Below are 18,394 nucleotides of genomic sequence, written 5' to 3'. Positions count from 1 at the left end.
CAAATAGTTGAAAGTCCTTAATTTCCCTATGGCTTATGTAATGAAATACATCAAACATGCCATGGCTATACTTTCTGAAGACATTAAGATTCCCCCTACATAGCTGTAGGAGAATATTGTGCACCTGTGGTTGTTTCTCAGGCTTTTGGTGTGTATAGGGAACTCGCTCATCTCGGTAAACATGAGTTCCTAAGTTATTTGTCTCTATTTCCACTGAAGTTGTTCTACTTATCGTTGGAAATAAATTTCTTGCATTTAAAAGATTATAACTGTTTCAATGCTCTGAATTATGTTATTAACAACGAGTGATTTATGACAACTAGCCTTGTGAATACTACTCCTATTGCGACACACGTACCTACGACACAACATGCACTCTCTAACATATCATCGAATAAATATCAGCGACTTGCAACTGTTATTGCTTTGTTAGCAGGCATGGTGCTTGTTGGAACTTTAATAGGTGCTTTGGTTTGCTTTGCCTTACCTGCATCTTTAACTCTAGTTGCTCTTGTCTCTACTTCTTTACTCGCTAGCGTTATTCTTCTCTCCATGTCTGTGTATAATTTAGTTTCTCAATTTCGAAGAGCTTCTAGTTATGCCCAAATTGGTAAAGAGAACATACGTCTAGAGGCAGAAATGATTGCGCTACAAGAGAAGCTTACACGTTCTGAAGTGCAGTTACAGGAAGAACAGGGACGTAGTAGTGAATTGTCCGTGAAGTTGATGAGTACCGAGATTGATTTAGACCAAGCAAATCAAGAAAAAGCTTCTTTAGAATCTAAGGTTAAAGCGCTGAAGGAATTAGTAGAAAAATATCCAGCCATCGCTGAAGAATCACAATTAATACAATCGTTAGACCAAGTTGCAGTACTTGTAAAGCAAAAAGAAGAGTTGAAATCTGCTTTGGAAAAGATAAAAGAAGAAGGAGCTGGCAAACTAGTCACAGTGCAAGGTGAACAAATAGATCTTGCTGATCTTGATAGGCAACTAGTTGAAGCTTATGTTCAATTAGAAGCTTGTACAAAACGTTTCTCTGATCTTCAAAAACAGTTGCTAGAGGTATCAGAGGCAATTCAATCGAGAGACTCATCTTCTTAGTGTTGCTCAAAGTCAATTAAGACATTTTGAGGAAACACGTTAAAACCTCATATTCTAATTAAGGACTTTCCACAAATAGTTGGAAGTCCTTAATTTCCCTATGGCTTATGTATGAAATACATCGAACATGCCATGGTTATACTTTCTGAAGACATCAAGATTCCCCCATGTAGAACTGTAGAAGGATATTGTGCACTTGTGGCTGTTTCTAAGGCTTGGTGTATATAGGGAACTCGTTCTTGTCCGTAAACATGAGTCCCTCAGTTATTTGTCGCTATTTTCACTGAAGTTTTTTTACTTATCGTTGGGCATAAAATTCTTGCATTTAAAGCGTTATGACCGCTTCAATGTTTTGAGTTATGTTATTAAAAATGAGTTATTTATGACAACTAGCCCTGTGAACACTAATCCTATTGCAACACATGTATCTACAACGCAACACACACTCTTTAGCACATCGGTAAGTAAATATCAACGAATTGCAACTGCTATAGCTTTATTAGCAGGCATGGTGCTTGTCGGAACTTTAGTAGGTGCTTTGGTTTTCTTTGCCTTACCTACATCTGTAACTCTAGTTGCTCTTGTATCTGTTGCTTTACTAGCTAGCGTTATTCTTCTCTCCATGGCTATGTATAATTTAGTTTCTCAATCTCGAAGAGTTTCTAGCGATCCCCAACTTGGTGAGGAGAACACACGTCTAGAGGCAGAAATGATTGGGCTAAGAGAGCAGCTCATACGTTCTGAAGCGCAGTTAGCAGAAGAACAAGGACGTTGTAGTGAATTGTCAGTGAAGTTGATGAGTGTCATAGGTGATTTAGCACAAGCAAATCAAGAAAAAACGTCTTTAGAATCTAAAGTTCAAGCACTGAAGGAATTAGTAGCAAGCTATCCAGCTATCGCTGAAGAAGCACAAAAAATGCAAGCAGAGCTAAAAAAGAGGATCGCAGATGTTACTTCGGCTAAGCAAGATGTAGGTCGTTTAGAGGAACAAGTACAAGATTTAGAAACACAACTAATACAATCGTTAAAACAAGTTGACACACTTTCAAAAGAAAAAGAAGAATTGGAATTGTGTTTGAAACAGTTACAAGACGAAGGAGTTAGCGCAGTAGTCAAGTTGCAAGGTAAAGTCGTAGATCTTGTAGAAGAGATAGAAGTAAAAGAGAAAAATCTTGAATTTTATGATGGGCGTATTAAGAACCTTATAAATCAAAATTCGGATCTTGTTGCTACGGTTCGATGTCTTGAATCAAAACTAGACAAAGATCAAAGGTCGATAGAAGATCTTCAAGATCGAGTTTCTTTATTAGCTTATATGAGAGATGAATTAACAGAGAAGATGAAAAATCTCCACTGTGATCTGGATACTAAAGTTGCAGCCATGCTACGTTTAGAAAATAGAGTTCAAGAGCTGGAAGAGGAAAAGAAAAAAGTAGAAGAAGACTTCCTCAAGGCGCAAAATCAAATCAAGGCATTAGAGGCTTCTGTATCACATAAAGTGAATGTAACAATGCAGGAAACAGCACGTCTTTTATGTCAGGTTGCAGAATTAAATGAACAGCTTGACGAGAGCAAGAAAGAGATCAAAGTTCTACAAAGTGAAAAATCTAGTCTGATATCTGGAATGGACAAACTGCAAGCACAGCTAGATGAATTACAAGAACAATTAGTAGCGAGTGCTTCTAGTGTAGACGATTCAGCTCCCTCTGAGGTAGATCCAGACGGTAGTGAAGTATCGGCTGCAGATGATCATGTAGGTGGTTCTGGCAATTCGAACGATTTGGAAGACTAATTGAACAGACTATAAACCCAAGTCTATAGCCTATTTAAATTAGTATAATCTCGACTCTATGGGGTAAATAGGGTCGAGGTTTTTTTTAGCCATTCTTTTGATTCATTCGTAACCTTGCTTACGTCTCTCTGTCTACGTTTATTCGTACAGCTCGTATGTACGATATCTTGCCTCATATCATGAGTTGGATTACTTCTTTATCATGAATAAACTCTTGATTCCGCGACGAAAAAGGTGGAAGAATTAGAGAGTAAAGTGCAGTCTCGATAATGCTTATATCCTGAATGATCATGTTAGGATACAAGTTAGCCAATATATACCGGGGTTTTTTTAAGCATCAGCAAAGCCTTGCGTTACCTACATACGAAACTTTTGTGTTTCTCAATACATATGTGTTTTTCATTTTGTTCTAGGGGAAGTTTTGGACGGGGTTGCTAATTACATAGGTATGAATTTAAACAGGATTTCTGTTCGTGGATTCCAAGGCCATCGCATGATGAATATTTCTGCGATCGCCTTGAGTATAATCATCATTGCAGCACAAATTATTGTTCGTGCGGCCTCTCATATTCAGGTGGGATCTCTTTACATCATTTTTCTGACTCTAATTTTAATCGCTTCTATTCTCATTATTTGTGTGGCTGTTTATAACCTTTTTCATCTTCGTGCTACTATGCGGCATAGCCGCGAAGAGCAGGAGAGATTATGTCAGCATATACAGCATCTAGAAGGGGTGGAGATAGAGCTGAATAGACAATTACAAGAACAAAGAATGGAATTAGATTATCTTAGAGAAGAAATGGTCTCTTAATTGGAAAGGACTCAACATATTGAAGGAAGATGTATAGAAGATCTTCATCGATTTGAAGCAGAAAAAAAAGATTTAGAACAACAATTACGCGTTATACAAGGTGAGGTGGTGAATCTGTCTCGAGAATTAGAATCTCGACTCGCAGACGCTAGTATGGATATAGAAATGCCTTCGAGTAATGAAGAAGATGGTGATCATGCGGACTGGTTTGAAGCTAATAATATTATAGGATCCCCGGAATCGGGGGACGGCTTATATGGTGGTAGAAGATCATAATGCTGATGATGAGGCCAGTCTATCTTCTGAACAGGAATTTTCTAGATAAGTCTATAGTTATTAAAATGTCAAAAAAGGCTCCTTGCTTATGTTTGGAGCCTTTTTTGTGTTCTATTTAGTCAGTGTGTCATTTTCTCAATTTTAAAAATCATTAACTTGCCAATAAATACATTACATATATTGAATACTCGTAGCTCATTCTATTTAGGATTAGTTGTTTATCACATTATGTTTAGGCGAGTAACTTATGAAACTTTCTCATCGCTTAGAACTTGCTGATACGCAGCTACTAGGTTCTAGTCGTTATCATGTTAATAAACCGCACGTTGTTCTTATCACTTCTATAATCGCAGGTATTTTAGGTTTAGTTGTTATTGCAGCTGGAATAGCGTTACTTGTGATATCCCCTGCTCAATCTTCTGCAATCTTTAACGGGATTCTTATTAGTGTAGTTGTTGGAGTTGCATTGATGCTCTGCATAGGAGGAAGGCTCTCCTGTATGATTTTGCAGTTAGCTCATCTTCATAGTTCAGAGGTTTCAGGATCTGAAAGTATCATGCAGAAATTGCAAACGTATCCACAGGATGAAGAGAACCGTGTATCAGAAGAAGACGATCTTCCTCCAAGTCAACAGAATGAGGAGATGGAAGATGTTTTGCACATGCAGACTCTCTTAAAGAGCAAACAAGATGAACTAGACAGCCTCACCCATAGGTATGCTGCGATGGCTCAAGAACGCTCTGATTTAGAGAACATGGTGACTCGTTTACGTGAAGAATTAGTGGAGTTGAGGCATGTCCTAGAGGAAAATCAAGCTACTTCTCATAGGGTTATAGAGAAACTCCAGGCTAGTAATGAGTTGCTTAATCAAGAGTCTATAATTGCTCGTCAGTCCGAACATGCGGAAAAACTTGTATCTAGTAATCTGAGGTTTTGTTTCCTTCAGCAGCAATCCGAAATCCAAGAACAATCCGCATTAATTTTTCTAAAAGATCAGAGAATCTCAGAATTAACGGACAAAGTTGATGAATTAAAGGAAAAAATTTCTAACCTACAGCTCCTTCTTACAGATAACGTAGAGCACAGAGGACAAAACCAAGGAAGCATTCGGCAGTTAAGTCACAAACTGATCACATTGAAAAGTAAGTTAAAAGATCTCGTGTCATTGATTACTGATAGTATAAAAAAAGGGGAAATCACAACGTCTATAAGCAATAGCCTAACGGCATTTGCTAGTGCATTAGATATCTATGCTTCTAGTATCCAAGAATTTATCGATAGTAATATACTACCTTGCTCTGAGAATAGAAAAGAGTAAAACTATCTATATTTTTTATTTGGAGTGTTTGAGATTATGAATGATATATCCTTGTTAAAAAATTCAGAACAAACAAGTGTGAATACCTTACCCACATACTCTTCTAAAAAACAGTTATTAATTCATACGACTTTGATAGCTATAAGTGTGGTTTTCATTCTTACTCATGTCATTGCAGTAAGTGCTTTTGCTTCTCTACTCCCTTCTTTTGTTGTTGTGCTTTCTGGAATTTCAATAATTCTAGGGTTAGTTTTCTTAGGGTTAAGATTGAAGCATATTTTTGCTCATTCTTGGAAAACCAAAACTATAGATTCTTCTACACGTGATGAGCATCATGCCACAGTACAGAAATTGCTCGCAGAAATTCAAGATCTTCAAAATAAAGCTCTTGATTATAAGAACGAGGCAGCCGAGATGAAAAATGAATATGATTCTCTTCTACAAGGTTGTATAGAAGACAGGGCTACCTACCTCGGTAATGAAGATGCTTGGCGCTCTGAAAATAAAGAACTAGAAGCCTGTATCACTGAGCTTAAAGATTATATAGCTGCTTTGCAACAAATGAATGAAGATTGTGATACTCGACTTCAAGAAGAATAGCACATGCATATGGCAAATCGGATAGCTTATGAAGCAGAGCTTTGTAGGCTGGAATTAAGGCTCAAAGAATCTAATAGGATGATTGAACGTCAACGATCTTACATAAAGGAGATAGAACGGGAATTCATGCAGAAAAAAAACACGATCTGAAACCTAGCTTGAAATGACTTAAGATTGCATAGATGAGGACTTCATTCGATCATCTCAGATTATTCATCTTTCCCCGTCACCCTGTTCCCATCTATGTAGGGAGAAAAGCACTACTTGTTGTAGTCAGACATCATAGAAAAAGTTAAAAACTCGGCCTAACATTCTTCTGGACGTAGTTCCCTAAGCAATCATTTTCTGTATGAAAACGACTTTTTAATGAGTGTATAGTTTGTAAACATTCTTGAACCGTCACCACATTTGTTTCCATTGTTTCAAGAAGTGTCTGACACGCACGTTTTTGTTTTTCTCTAGATTTAGGATTAGCAAGGATATCTATAGCTGCTGCTACTTCTTCAGGAGTAAAGTCAGATTTACCTCCTATAAATTCTGGGAAGATAATCGATTTGGTAATGATATTTGGGAGGGAATATGCAGACATAAAGATCTTAAAGATATACTTGGCTAAAAAGATATCAAAAGGTCGAAGAAGACAGGTGACAATTGTGGGTGTTTGATTTAAAGCGGCTTCCAGAGCAATAGTTCCACATTTTGCTAAGGCACAATCGCAATCTCGCATAAGGTGATAACGGTACATCGCCGGGACAGTTTTACCACAACAACCTTCTTTTTCTAAGAGGTCGAGGATGGTCTGATCGTGTTTCAGGTTGTAAGAAGATACCAGAAGCTGATGTGATTCTGCTAATGATGAGGCAAGAAATGCACGAATGTGTACTTGTAAATTTCTGAGAATATCCCCAGGTCGGCTACCCGGAAACAGGGCAACAATAGGTTGATCAGAAATAGCGAGAGCTTGTTTCCAGGATGGGCAATGTTGGAAATTCGATATCGTCTTTACTAAAGGATGTCCTAGATAGATCGTTTTTAAAGGGGAGTTTATGAAAAGCTCATTTTCAAAAGGAAGTATGAGCAAAAGGGTATCTAAATACTTTTCTAGGATCTTTTTTCTTTTAGGTCGCCATGCCCAAATACTCGGACAGACATAGTGAACGATTTTTCCTGTATAACCGCATTTTCTTAGCTTTTTAATAAGGAAAAAATGAAAGTCTGGGAAATCTATGCAGAAGACTATCTCAGGATTTTCTTTAAGAATAGCTTTGTATAACTTTCGGTATTTCTTAATCAGAGTAAAGATAGAGGTGAGGATTTCTAAGAATCCTGACACTTGAAACTCTTCCATGTGGATTAGAGGTTCAAGACCTTCTTGGCGCATTAAAGGTCCTCCAACACCAAAACAACGCTTATCGGGATGAAGAGCTTTGATATGGCGAAGAAGGTCGCTGCCTAAAGTGTCGCCACTAGCTTCTCCAGCAGATATGAAGTAGCTGGGGTTGTGAAATTCCGAAAGACGTGATTTCTTATATATAATGCGTAAATTAGCTATGGAGGGAAACAATCCACAACCATAACTCAGAATATTTACAGGATCTCCTGTGCGTATAAAATAAAGAAAGGCCAGGAAACCTCCCACAAAACCTACCTGCCAGAATAGCACCGGTAATGTCGATTGATTATTCATTTCTAAGTGGCACCATTGAATAAAGAATCTACACGAAAAAGTGAACAATCCTAAACAACCAATCATATGCCAATACATATTCGGTGGGGGTAGAGGAAGGTGAAAGATATTAGGAGAAGCCATCCACTGCATGTTAGGATGATAGTAAGCTTCTAAGGCAAAAGGTAATGCAGTGAGAAGCAGTGTTACAGCAAGAATGATCAAAGTTGTTTTTAAAGAGAGCTTACGGGAAGAAGAGATATTTAGGTTCCTAAAATAGATAACCAAATTTGCCCCGTGGAGAAGTGCTATAGGAAATTGACTTTGAATAAAGCCGTGAGCAATCATCAAAATCGCCCCTATGGATGAAAAGATCCAAAAAGCCTTAGGGACACAAGCTCTTTTGTGTCTTTCACTTAGAAACCACTGGAGAGTAAACGCAAAGCCAAAAAATAGATTAGCTATTAGTCCTATAGGATACAGTAGACGAACCAGATAAAGAGGAAACATGGCTAGTTTAAACTCAAGAAGGAAGTTCCTTTTTAAATTGTAATGCTTGGTAATGCTTTATCCAAGCAGCAAGTATTTTATCTAGCTTAGGATAAACTAAGCTACGTATTTCTAATAGGGAAAGAGCTTCAGAAAAACGTACGTGGTTTAAAAACTTCCGGTTAAAGAAGTGGATTTTTTTCGTTGGCACTAATGGGGTTAGCCGATATTGCATCTGCAAAATCAAAGCTGTTAAAATAAAATTTTTTTTAGAACAACTGGTAAATGAATCTGCAAAAAACTTTCCTAAAAAATTTTTAATGTAGTCAAAGACAGATGTGAGTGAAAGGCTCGGGTACTGGCGGTGCTTATAACGTACATTAAAGTTTACAATAGGAAATAAAAATATCGCCATGAGCTGATGGCGGTCATAGTTATGTTTTTTGTTGACTATGTGCCTATCTAAGACATCCAAACAGGCAAAGGTTTGTTCTTCTAGAGTCTTATTGAGACGAAACGCTTTGTCCATATAAGGGAAAAGAATTTCTAAAATCTGATATTTTGCCGTTAATTTAAAAAACTGCGAGGAAACTCCCGAACCTAGCATTTTTATGAGTTCTTCAAAGACACGCGCTTGGGAACTCTTAATTAACTCATAACGGCACTCTTGAAGAGCTTCTAATGTTTTAGGATCCACAGTGAAATGCGCTCTCGCGAGTATTTTTAATAAACGCAACATTCTTACGGGATCTTGTTTAAAACGAACAAAAGGATCGCCAATAGTCCTTAAGTAGCGGTTCTCTAAATCGCTCACACCTCCAGTATAATCTATGATCGTTTCTTCTGTAGGATCATAGAATAAACCATTGATGGTAAAATCCCTCCTTAAAACATCTTCCTCAGCAGTCCCCCAAAGGTTATCTTTGGTAATGAGACAATCCTCATCAGCACTTCCCGAACGGAAGGTAGAGACTTCAATGATTTGATTTGAGAAGCGAATATGCGCTAAGCGGAAGCGTTTCCCAACAAGTATACAATTCTTAAAAACAGCTTTGATTTCCTCAGGTTTAGCTGATGTAGAAATGTCAAAATCTTTGGGAGTTGTGTTGAGTAGCAAATCGCGGATACATCCGCCAACAATATACGCTTTATGTCCAGCTTTCCGTAAGGTCTTTACTACGGAAAGTGCGTGTGGAGAAAAATTTTTAAGTTTGATGTTGTGGTCGGCAGCTGAGTAGATAATTGGAGTGGGTGCAGATTTAGAAATTTTTCTAAACAATTCTAAGCCTCTACGCAAGAGAGTTTTGTTGTCACAGACCATTTATTATAGATATCAGGTGTTAAAAAGTCTTGGAAGAAAAAGGGTTTATATGAGCACTCTTTTTTCTAAGGGAATTTCACCATAACAAAAACATTGAAGTTTGCAAGAACAAAATGCCTAGCAGAAAGACACACATTTATACCTTATACAAGGATTTTTATGATTATTTATCTACATTTCCTTATAGAATTTTCATTTTACTTTTCTGTGATTTCTAAACTACACCGATTTTTAGATAATTCAATTTAGACGGTGTCCTAAGAAAATAAGTGTGTTAACCACGAACGAAGGAAATTGTATAGAAATTCATAAAGAATACGAGCATCATTTTTAGAAAAATTTCCCACATGTTGGCAATCCCACTTAGGATGAGGCCTTTTCAGACTCAAAAAATAATTAAATAACATGATTTTTCTAATCACAATTCTAATTTTTATGATAGAAAATTTAACAAGTATGAGGAAGAGATGAAAAGGACTTCAAATTCAATAATTTTTAAACAGTTGCTGTTTAAGAATATCCTAATAGTGTTTCTAAAGCATCTTGCCTGTTACAAAACGAAAGAGTGCATCACTCTGAATCTGTTGAGAACGAATCTTTAAGGAAATAAATGACTAAGGAAGTAAAGCAACTTTTTGGCACGGATGGGGTGCGGGGGAAAGCAAATTATGAACCTATGACCGTAGAGCTTTCTGTATTATTAGGAAAAGCTGTTGCAGGTGTTCTACAAGAAAGTAAATCCGGGAAACATCGTGTTGTCGTAGGTAAGGATACGCGTTTGTCGGGATATATGTTTGAGAATGCCCTTGTTGCCGGTTTGACTTCTATGGGGATAGAAACCTTAGTGTTGGGCCCCATTCCTACTCCAGGAGTGGCGTTTATTACCCGTGCTTATCGCGCAGATGCCGGAATTATGATTTCCGCATCGCATAATCCTTATTGGGATAATGGGATCAAGATTTTCTCATCTGAAGGATTTAAAATCAGTGATGTCATAGAACGGCGTATTGAGCAAATGGTAGCTCTTAAAGAGTTTGGAAATTTTCCCGATGATTGTGCTGTAGGGAAGAATAAACGTGTCGTTGATGCTATGGGGAGGTACATAGAGTTCGCTAAAGCAACTTTCCCAAGAGGAAGAACACTAAAGGGATTGAAAATAGTTTTAGATTGTGCTCACGGGGCAGCCTACAAAGTCGCTCCTTCTGTTTTTGAAGAACTTGATGCCGAAGTGATCTGTTATGGTTGTGAACCTACGGGGAGCAATATCAACGATAACTGTGGGGCTCTTTTCCCTTCAGTGATTCAAAAAGCTGTGATTGAGCATAAGGCAGATGTCGGTATTGCCTTAGACGGTGACGGTGATCGCGTTATCATGGTGGATGAGAAGGGACATATTGTTGACGGAGATATGATTTTAAGTATCTGCGCTAATGATTTGAAGAAAAAGGATCTTTTACGAGGTAATCGTGTTATTGCTACCGTCATGACCAATTTTGGCGTATTGAAATATCTTGAAAGTGTAGGAATAGAAGCACTCATTTCTCCCGTCGGCGATCGCCATGTCTTGCAGAATATGTTGGAGTATGAGGTCAACCTTGGTGGTGAGCAAAGTGGCCATATGATCTTTCTAGATTATAATACTACAGGAGATGGTATTGTTTCTGCTTTGCAGGTTTTGCGGATTATGATTGAAAGCGAATCTACATTATCCGATTTAACTTCCCTGATTGTAAAAAGCCCTCAAGCACTGATCAATGTTGCAGTGAAAGAAAAAATCCCTCTAGATACCTTGCCTTTAGTTCAAGAAGCACTTAGAGATGTTAGATCGTCCTTAGGCGATTCTGGTCGCGTTTTGTTAAGATATTCTGGAACTGAAAATATTTGTAGGGTTATGGTTGAGGGTTTAAAGAAGCATCAAGTGGACTCTCTCGCTAAGACTATAGCGGATATCGTGGATTCTGAGTTGGGAGTGGGCATGGTAGAGTAAGGTAATGTATGTGCGGAATATTCGGATATCTGGGTTCTAAATTGGCTATTCCTGTGGTTTTAGACGGTTTGGCTAAGCTAGAGTACCGTGGATATGATTCCGCAGGATTGGCGTCTATTCATCTTGGAGACCTATTTGTGAGAAAGACAATAGGACGTGTTGATGAGCTTAGACATTCTTTAGAACAAGAAAATATCCAATCTTTATTAGCTATAGGCCATACGCGCTGGGCAACGCACGGCGTGCCTACAGTAAGTAATGCTCATCCTCACGTAGATGAGAATCGTACTTGTGCTGTCGTTCACAACGGGATTATTGAAAATTTTAAAGAATTAAAATCCTTCCTTCTTTCTGAGGGTGTTTCTTTTTCTTCAGATACAGATTCTGAGGTCATCGCCCAGCTTTTTGCATACCGTTATCAAACTACAGCAGATTTAATCCATAGCTTCTCCTGGACCTTATCTCAACTTCAGGGAAGTTTTTCGTGTGGCCTTATCCATAAAGATCATCCTGATGTTTTGCTTTGTGCAGCTCAAGAGAGTCCATTAATTCTTGGGCTAGGAGAGGGAGAAAATTTTATAGCTTCGGATAGCCGGGCATTCTTGAAACACACGCAGAGTATTCAAGCTTTAGCTTCTGGAGAATTAGCAATTGTAGGTCTGGGTCATGAAGTCGAGACATATAATTTCGCATTAAAGCGTATTTCTAAACCAGTTCGTCAGGTCACTTATACCGATGCAGGCTCGGATAAGCAAGGCTATAGCTATTATATGCTTAAGGAAATCTATGAGCAGCCTGAAGTATTGGAACGTCTTGTTCATAAATATTTAGATCCTCAAGGACATATCAGTGAGAAATTCTTACAGGGTTTCCCTTTAGAAGACTTTGATGAGATTTCTATAGTTGCTTGCGGTTCTTCTTATCATGCAGGATTTTTAGCGAAGTACATTATAGAATCTTTAGTCTCGATTCCTGTTCATGTTGAAGTGGCTTCAGAATTTCGGTATCGCAGAGCCTATATTGGACAAAAGACATTAGCGATTTTAATTAGTCAATCTGGAGAAACGGCGGATACTTTAGCCGCTTTAAAAGAGTTTCGTCGTAGACAAGTGTCTTGTGTCCTAGGGATTTGTAATGTCGAAGAGTCCGCGTTAGCTACAGGTGTAGATCATTGCTTATTTCTAGAAGCAGGTATTGAAATAGGTGTAGCTTCTACAAAAGCTTTTACTGCCCAATTACTTTTACTTATCTTATTAGGATTAAAATTAACAATTTCGAAACATACGCTAAGTTTAACAGAGCATTGTGCTTGTGGGAAAGGGTTGCTGGAACTTCCAGAGTTATGCAATCGCTTACTAGCAAATGAAAATTTACATTCATGGGCGCATACGTATTGCAATGAGGACAGGTTCATATTTTTAGGACGTCGCCTCATGTATCCTATTTGTATGGAAGCAGCCTTGAAGTTGAAAGAAATTGCATATGTTGAAGCAAACTGTTATCCTGCAGGTGAAATGAAGCATGGACCTATTGCTTTAATTAGCAAGGGATCTCCGGTGATTACCTTCTGTGGTGACTCTACTGTCTATGAAAAGATGGTTGGATGTATTATGGAAGTGAAGGCTCGGCAAGCACATGTGATAGCTGTGGCTTCAGAAGCACAAGAAGACATTGCTGCTGTTTCAGATTTTCAAATATATGTTCCTAATAGTCATTCTTTAGCATCTCCTATTCTTTATACGATTGTGGGACAAATTATGGCCTATACTATGGCTTTGAAAAAAGGCAATGAGATAGATTGCCCTAGGAATTTGGCAAAATCTGTAACCGTTGAATGAAGTAAAAGCTTGGTGTTTTCATTCTAATTATCATTAATTTTAAAGTACAAAATTCTAAAGGTTTTTTTTATGTCTAGCAAAGTCTTAGGGGGTTCCCTGATTATTTCAGGGACAGCCATAGGTGCTGGTGTGTTAGCAGTTCCTGTATTAACAGCATATGCAGGATTTCTTCCTACAACTCTTCTTTATGTCCTTTCTTGGCTATTTTCTATGGGGTCTGGACTTTGTCTTCTTGAAGTTATGACTTGGTTGAAGGATAAACAAGAGGTCAACATGTTGTCTATGGCCCAATATACCCTGGGGGATATGGGGAAGATTTTCATGTGGCTTCTTTATCTATTCCTTTTTTACTCTCTCTTGATTGCCTACTTTTGTGAGGGAGGAAATATTTTATTTCGTATTTTTGGCTGTCAAGGATTCGAAATTCCCTGGATACGTCATGTAGTGCCTTTAGCATTTGCAATTGTGATTTGTCCTACTGTCATGATGGGAACAAAAATTATCGACTATTGTAATCGGTTTTTTGTTTTTGGATTAGTTATCGCTTTTGCCGTATTTTGCATTTTAGGTGTTTTAGCCTTGCAACCGGGGCTACTTTTACGTAGTTCATGGGTACGCTCCTTAGATGGGTTATCCATCCTTTTCCTTTCCTTTGGTTTCCAAAATGTGGTCCCTTCGTTGTACTACTACATGGACAGAAACGTTAAAGATGTTAAAAAAGCCATCGTTATCGGTAGTTTGATACCCCTAATCTTATACGTTATTTGGGAAGGGTTGGTTTTAGGAGTCATCCCTCTAGATTTCCTTATGCAAGCTCAAGAAAATGGATTCACAGCTGTAGAAGCTATGAAAAGTTCATTACAGTGTTCTATGTTTTATATTACAGGGGAATTCTTTGGTTTCTTTGCTTTGGTGTCTTCGTTTTTAGGCATAGCTTTAGGAGTTATGGATTTCCTAGTTGATGCTTTGAAATGGAAAAAAAATACACACCGTTTTTCTATTTTCTTTTTAACTTTTATTGTCCCTCTAGCATGGTCGATGTGCTATCCTGAGATTGTTCTCAAATGTCTCAATTATGCCGGAGGCATAGGTGCTGCTTTAATTATGGGAGTGTTTCCCGTACTTATGGTCTGGAAAGGCCGCTACGGGAAAAGACGTTATCAAGGAAAGCATTTAGTCTCAGGAGGGAAGTTTATTTTATTGTTAATGCTCTTGGTAATAGTAATTAATTTGGCTAGCCTTTATTATAAATTTTAAATAAATAATATCAAGTCTGTTCATTTTAAATTATATGTGAGTATAGGAGGTTAAATGGGACTATACGATCGTGATTATGTACAAGAATCTCGTTTGCCAGGGACGTTTACATCCAGAGTGTATGGTTGGATGACCGTCGGTCTTGCTGTGACGACTTTTATATCATTAGGATTATACTTTTCTGGAATGTATAGAAGTTTATTTTCGTTCTGGTGGGTTTGGTGCATCGCTACCCTTGGCGTGTCGTTCTATATCAAAGCTAGGATTCATAAGCTTTCTGTCCCTGCAGTTATGGGACTTTTCTTAGCATACTCTGCTTTTGAAGGATTGTTTTTTGGAACTTTAGTTCCTGTATACGCCGCACAGTATGGCGGGGGGGTTGTTTGGGCTGCTTTTGGATCCGCCGGTTTGATTTTCGGTTTGTCGGCAGCTTATGGAGCTTTTACTAAAACTGATCTCACTCAGATGCACAGCATTTTGATGTTTGCTCTGATCGGTTTGTTGTTGGTTTCTGTGATATTCGCGTTGGTTTCTATATTTGTTTATATGCCAATATTCTACCTATTAATTTGCTATTTAGGATTAGCCATTTTTGTAGGATTAACTGTCGTGGACGCGCAAGCCATCCGTAGAGCAGCTCAAAATGTAGGCAATGATGATGATTTAAGCTATAAGGTATCTTTAATCATGGCATTAAAAATGTATTGCAACGTGATTATGATATTTTGGTACCTTCTCCAAATTTTCTCCTCCTCAGGAAAAAGAAACTAAAATACTTTTTTGGATTAGGAAGGGGGGGAAAGCTTTTCTAAGAACCTATCTATATGAAATTCTTCAAGATCCCCTATAAGTTCGCCGTAGCCGACGAATTTTGTAGGGATCTTTAATTGTTTGGCTACACGAAATAATGTCCCACCTTTAGCAGAACCATCAACTTTAGTTAGGATAAGTCCGGATAGAGGAACGGTATCATGGAAAACACGTACCTGCTCAATGACGTTTCCTCCCAAAGTTGCATCTATAGTCATGAGTCGCTCGTGCGGAGATCCTGGATGTACTTTATTACATACCGAAACAATTTTTGATAATTCATTGAGTAAGTTGGTATGCGTGTGTAAACGACCTGAAGTATCAATCAGTACACGGTCGTAACCTCGAGACATAGCAGAAGCAATGCCATCATAAGCAATAGCAGCAGGGTCGCCGCCAGGCTTCCCAGATACAAATCCACAGCCTAATTTTTCAGCCCAACAACGCATCTGATTCATACCAGCACTACGGAAAGTATCCGTGGCAACAATCATCACTTTCTCCGACCGAGACAGGTAGTAGTGCGCAAGTTTAGCCACAGTTGTGGTTTTCCCTGACCCATTGCTCCCTAATATCAAAGAAACAATAGGGGCTGGTCCTTGACAAGGTTCTGCAAGAGGTAAACTGTCTAGAGTTTCACGAAGTAATGAGGAAACAAGATCTTTAACAGTAGACGCATCCGGCTTACGGCATTTGCGCAAACGAGAACACAACTCTTCAGTAAGATCTGATCCAAAATCTGCTTCGTAAAATAAACTTTCTGTAAATTCTAAAAGATCTGGGGAGAGAGTTTTTTTAAATAGAGACTGAATCTTGCTACTAAAGAACTTGAACACGGATTAGAGCAAAGTTAGTTGAAGTAAAAGAAATGATACAAGATAAGGAGGAAAATTCAAAGGGTTATTTATGCACCTTCATGAATACCAAGCTAAAGACCTCTTAACCTCTTATGCTATCCCTATGCCTCCTTATCGTGTAGCCTCGTCTGTTGAAGAAGGTAGGCATACGCTCAATGAGTTAGGAATCAACGCAGGTGTGGTTAAAGTACAAGTACATGCTGGAGGTAGGGGGAAAAACGGTGGGGTAATTGTTGCTAAATCTCCTGAGGAGATTCTTGCAGCTGTTGATCAATTGTTACACATGCGTTTTGTCAGCAATCAAACTTCTGGAGAAGCTTTACCGGTAGAGAAAGTTCTGATCACCCCCTTAGTGAATATTGCTGCCGAATATTACCTAGCAGTCATCATGGATAGGAAAAATCGCTGCCCAACGATTATGTTATCGAAAGCCGGAGGTGTGGATATTGAAGAGGTAGCTCAAAAATATCCTGACCAACAGCTTACTATATCCCTGACTCCTTTTGCTCGTCTATATAATTACCAACTTAGACAGATGATTAAATTTATGGGTTGGGAAGGAGATACTGGGAAACAAGGCGTCCAGATGATTAAAAATCTTGTCCAATGTTTCTATGACAATGATGCTTCTTTACTGGAAATTAATCCTTTAGTACGTACTCAAGAAGGAGATCTTCTTGTGCTAGATGCTAAAGTAACGATTGATGATAATGCCCTATACCGTCATCCAAAACTTGAAGTGTTGTACGACCCCTCTCAAGAAAATGTTCGTGATGTACTTGCTAAGCAGATAGGACTTTCCTACATTGCTCTAGATGGCAATATTGGTTGCTTAGTGAATGGTGCCGGATTAGCTATGAGCACATTAGACATTCTTAAGATTCATGGAGGATCCGCAGCAAATTTCCTTGATGTTGGCGGAAGTGCTACCGAACAACAAATTCAGGAAGCCGTATCTTTAGTCCTATCAGACGAAAATGTCGAGGTTCTTTTTATCAACATTTTCGGTGGAATTATGGATTGTTCTGCGGTTGCCTCAGGACTCGTTGCTGTGATGCAAACTAGAGAAAATCTCATTCCTACAGTAGTACGTCTAGAAGGAACAAATGTAGAACTTGGCAAAGAAATTGTACAGTGTTCAGGAATCCCCTGTAAGTTTACCGATTCCTTAAATACAGGCGCACAGCTTGCTGTAGCATTAAGTAAATAAGGTTAAGGAGCTCTATGTTTTGCTCATTAAGTAAAAAAATCCCGATTATCACGCAAGGAATCACAGGAAAAGCCGGCTCATTTCATACAGAGCAATGCCTGGCATACGGATCAAATTTCGTGGGGGGAGTCACCCCTGGAAAAGGAGGGACAAAGCATCTAAATCTTCATGTATATGACTCTGTATTAGAAGCAAAACAAGCAACGAATTGTCGTGCAACAATGATATTTGTCCCCCCGGCTTATGCTGCAGAAGCGATAATTGAAGCTGAGGATGCAGGAATTGAGCTGATTGTTTGCATTACAGAAGGTATCCCTGTCAAAGATATGCTCGAAGTTAGCCATGTGATGCAACATAGCTCGTCCCGATTGATAGGTCCTAACTGCCCAGGAATTATCAAGCCCGGTGCATGTAAAATTGGTATCATGCCAGGATATATCCACCTTCCTGGTAATGTAGGTGTGGTTTCCAGATCAGGAACATTAACTTATGAAGCTGTTTGGCAACTCACTCAACGGAGTATAGGACAAAGCGTATGCATAGGTATCGGTGGAGATCCTTTAAATGGCACTTCGTTTATCGATGTTCTAGAAGAATTTCAACATGATCCTCAAACAGAACTCATATTGATGATTGGAGAAATCGGCGGTAGCGCTGAAGAAGAGGCTGCTGAATGGATCCAAGCTTACTGTACCAAACCTGTAATAGCATTTATTGCTGGAGAAACAGCTCCTAAAGGCAAGCGTATGGGGCACGCGGGCGCGATTATTTCTGGAAATTCTGGAGATGCTAAAAGTAAAAAAGAAGCTTTGAGGAGAGCAGGGGTCTGTGTTGTTGAATCTCCAGCTTTAATTGGAGAAACTGTAGAAACCTTATTACGCTCTTCATAATGCACAAACAGCTTAGCTATAACCATTTGATAATTAATCTGTTTCTATATTTGGCAAGAGTATAGAAGTTTATAAGTTGAGAATAAGACTCTGTATTTCTTCTTGCTTTCAAATTCTTTTTAAGAAGATATAAATTCTTTCAGAAAGTTCTTAAGATGAAAATTCTTTGTA

The 18,394-nt window shown here is 38.5% G+C and carries 14 protein-coding genes and 1 pseudogene; 11 read left to right on the top strand and 4 right to left on the bottom strand.

Going from position 1 to position 18,394, the window contains the following annotated elements:
* Positions 1 to 33 precede the first annotated feature (33 nt).
* Positions 34 to 183: a hypothetical protein gene (locus CHAB577_RS05155; protein WP_157668421.1), complete on the bottom strand. Its 150-nt coding sequence runs from the start codon at positions 181 to 183 to the stop codon at positions 34 to 36.
* Positions 184 to 312: 129 nt separating this feature from the next.
* Here CHAB577_RS05155 and CHAB577_RS04025 point away from each other — a divergent pair, with 129 nt between their 5' ends.
* The 5 genes and pseudogenes from CHAB577_RS04025 to CHAB577_RS04005 all read left to right on the top strand — a co-directional run bounded on the left by CHAB577_RS04025 (position 313) and on the right by CHAB577_RS04005 (position 5,898).
* Positions 313 to 1,101, top strand: a complete 789-nt coding sequence (locus CHAB577_RS04025; protein ID WP_072667784.1) for an IncA family protein — start codon at positions 313 to 315, stop codon at positions 1,099 to 1,101.
* Positions 1,102 to 1,483: 382 nt separating this feature from the next.
* Complete coding sequence (locus tag CHAB577_RS04020) at positions 1,484 to 2,893, top strand: IncA family protein (RefSeq protein WP_011097320.1); 1,410 nt, start codon at positions 1,484 to 1,486, stop codon at positions 2,891 to 2,893.
* 421 nt (positions 2,894 to 3,314) lie between these two features.
* Positions 3,315 to 4,029: pseudogene (locus CHAB577_RS05340) on the top strand (hypothetical protein).
* 198 nt (positions 4,030 to 4,227) lie between these two features.
* Positions 4,228 to 5,298 (top strand): coiled-coil domain-containing protein, encoded by a 1,071-nt coding sequence (locus CHAB577_RS04010; protein WP_011097319.1) that lies wholly within the window; start codon positions 4,228 to 4,230, stop codon positions 5,296 to 5,298.
* Between the two features lie 36 nt (positions 5,299 to 5,334).
* Entirely contained in the window at positions 5,335 to 5,898 is a 564-nt protein-coding gene (locus tag CHAB577_RS04005; protein ID WP_230456364.1) for a coiled-coil domain-containing protein, read from the top strand.
* 292 nt (positions 5,899 to 6,190) lie between these two features.
* On the opposite strand, the gene lpxB is transcribed toward CHAB577_RS04005, so the two are convergent.
* Both lpxB and pcnB read right to left on the bottom strand, forming a co-directional pair.
* Positions 6,191 to 8,074 (bottom strand): lipid-A-disaccharide synthase, encoded by a 1,884-nt coding sequence (gene lpxB / locus CHAB577_RS04000; RefSeq protein WP_011097318.1) that lies wholly within the window; start codon positions 8,072 to 8,074, stop codon positions 6,191 to 6,193.
* A gap of 13 nt (positions 8,075 to 8,087) precedes the next feature.
* Positions 8,088 to 9,374 carry a polynucleotide adenylyltransferase PcnB gene (gene pcnB / locus CHAB577_RS03995; protein ID WP_011097317.1) on the bottom strand — a complete coding sequence of 429 codons (1,287 nt, stop codon included), beginning with the start codon at positions 9,372 to 9,374 and terminating at the stop codon, positions 8,088 to 8,090.
* 610 nt (positions 9,375 to 9,984) lie between these two features.
* On the opposite strand from pcnB, the gene glmM reads away from it, so the two are divergent.
* From glmM to CHAB577_RS03975, 4 genes are all read left to right on the top strand, one after another.
* The gene (gene glmM, locus CHAB577_RS03990) at positions 9,985 to 11,361 is read left to right on the top strand and encodes a phosphoglucosamine mutase (protein WP_006344368.1); all 1,377 of its coding nucleotides are present in this window, start codon (positions 9,985 to 9,987) and stop codon (positions 11,359 to 11,361) included.
* 8 nt (positions 11,362 to 11,369) lie between these two features.
* The gene (gene glmS, locus CHAB577_RS03985; RefSeq protein WP_011097316.1) at positions 11,370 to 13,199 is read left to right on the top strand and encodes a glutamine--fructose-6-phosphate transaminase (isomerizing); all 1,830 of its coding nucleotides are present in this window, start codon (positions 11,370 to 11,372) and stop codon (positions 13,197 to 13,199) included.
* A 69-nt stretch (positions 13,200 to 13,268) separates the two neighbouring features.
* Entirely contained in the window at positions 13,269 to 14,456 is a 1,188-nt protein-coding gene (locus CHAB577_RS03980) for an aromatic amino acid transport family protein (RefSeq protein WP_006344366.1), read from the top strand.
* Positions 14,457 to 14,510: 54 nt separating this feature from the next.
* A complete protein-coding gene (locus CHAB577_RS03975; RefSeq protein ID WP_086393210.1) occupies positions 14,511 to 15,227 on the top strand; it encodes a Bax inhibitor-1/YccA family protein in 717 nt (238 codons plus the stop codon).
* A gap of 14 nt (positions 15,228 to 15,241) precedes the next feature.
* On the opposite strand, the gene ftsY is transcribed toward CHAB577_RS03975, so the two are convergent.
* The gene (ftsY, locus tag CHAB577_RS03970; protein ID WP_086393211.1) at positions 15,242 to 16,102 is read right to left on the bottom strand and encodes a signal recognition particle-docking protein FtsY; all 861 of its coding nucleotides are present in this window, start codon (positions 16,100 to 16,102) and stop codon (positions 15,242 to 15,244) included.
* Positions 16,103 to 16,172: 70 nt separating this feature from the next.
* Between ftsY and sucC the strand changes: the two genes are divergently transcribed.
* The gene (sucC, locus tag CHAB577_RS03965) at positions 16,173 to 17,333 is read left to right on the top strand and encodes an ADP-forming succinate--CoA ligase subunit beta (protein WP_011097313.1); all 1,161 of its coding nucleotides are present in this window, start codon (positions 16,173 to 16,175) and stop codon (positions 17,331 to 17,333) included.
* A gap of 14 nt (positions 17,334 to 17,347) precedes the next feature.
* Positions 17,348 to 18,223, top strand: a complete 876-nt coding sequence (gene sucD / locus CHAB577_RS03960) for a succinate--CoA ligase subunit alpha (protein ID WP_006344362.1) — start codon at positions 17,348 to 17,350, stop codon at positions 18,221 to 18,223.
* Positions 18,224 to 18,394: the final 171 nt, after the last annotated feature.

Source organism: Chlamydia abortus (assembly GCF_002895085.1).
In the GTDB taxonomy this organism is placed as follows: domain Bacteria; phylum Chlamydiota; class Chlamydiia; order Chlamydiales; family Chlamydiaceae; genus Chlamydia; species Chlamydia abortus.
This window is presented reverse-complemented; position numbering and strand designations above follow the sequence as displayed.

Excerpts from the sequence above, each read along its gene's own strand:
- glmM (WP_006344368.1), top strand. The coding sequence starts at position 9,985 with ATGACTAAGGAAGTAAAGCAACTTTTTGGCACGGATGGGGTGCGGGGG.
- CHAB577_RS04025 (WP_072667784.1), top strand. The coding sequence starts at position 313 with ATGACAACTAGCCTTGTGAATACTACTCCTATTGCGACACACGTACCT.
- CHAB577_RS05155 (WP_157668421.1), bottom strand. The coding sequence starts at position 183 with ATGTTTACCGAGATGAGCGAGTTCCCTATACACACCAAAAGCCTGAGA.
- CHAB577_RS04010 (WP_011097319.1), top strand. The coding sequence starts at position 4,228 with ATGAAACTTTCTCATCGCTTAGAACTTGCTGATACGCAGCTACTAGGT.
- CHAB577_RS04005 (WP_230456364.1), top strand. The coding sequence starts at position 5,335 with ATGAATGATATATCCTTGTTAAAAAATTCAGAACAAACAAGTGTGAAT.
- glmS (WP_011097316.1), top strand. The coding sequence starts at position 11,370 with ATGTGCGGAATATTCGGATATCTGGGTTCTAAATTGGCTATTCCTGTG.
- lpxB (WP_011097318.1), bottom strand. The coding sequence starts at position 8,074 with ATGTTTCCTCTTTATCTGGTTCGTCTACTGTATCCTATAGGACTAATA.
- sucC (WP_011097313.1), top strand. The coding sequence starts at position 16,173 with ATGCACCTTCATGAATACCAAGCTAAAGACCTCTTAACCTCTTATGCT.
- CHAB577_RS04020 (WP_011097320.1), top strand. The coding sequence starts at position 1,484 with ATGACAACTAGCCCTGTGAACACTAATCCTATTGCAACACATGTATCT.
- CHAB577_RS03975 (WP_086393210.1), top strand. The coding sequence starts at position 14,511 with ATGGGACTATACGATCGTGATTATGTACAAGAATCTCGTTTGCCAGGG.
- CHAB577_RS03980 (WP_006344366.1), top strand. The coding sequence starts at position 13,269 with ATGTCTAGCAAAGTCTTAGGGGGTTCCCTGATTATTTCAGGGACAGCC.
- sucD (WP_006344362.1), top strand. The coding sequence starts at position 17,348 with ATGTTTTGCTCATTAAGTAAAAAAATCCCGATTATCACGCAAGGAATC.
- pcnB (WP_011097317.1), bottom strand. The coding sequence starts at position 9,374 with ATGGTCTGTGACAACAAAACTCTCTTGCGTAGAGGCTTAGAATTGTTT.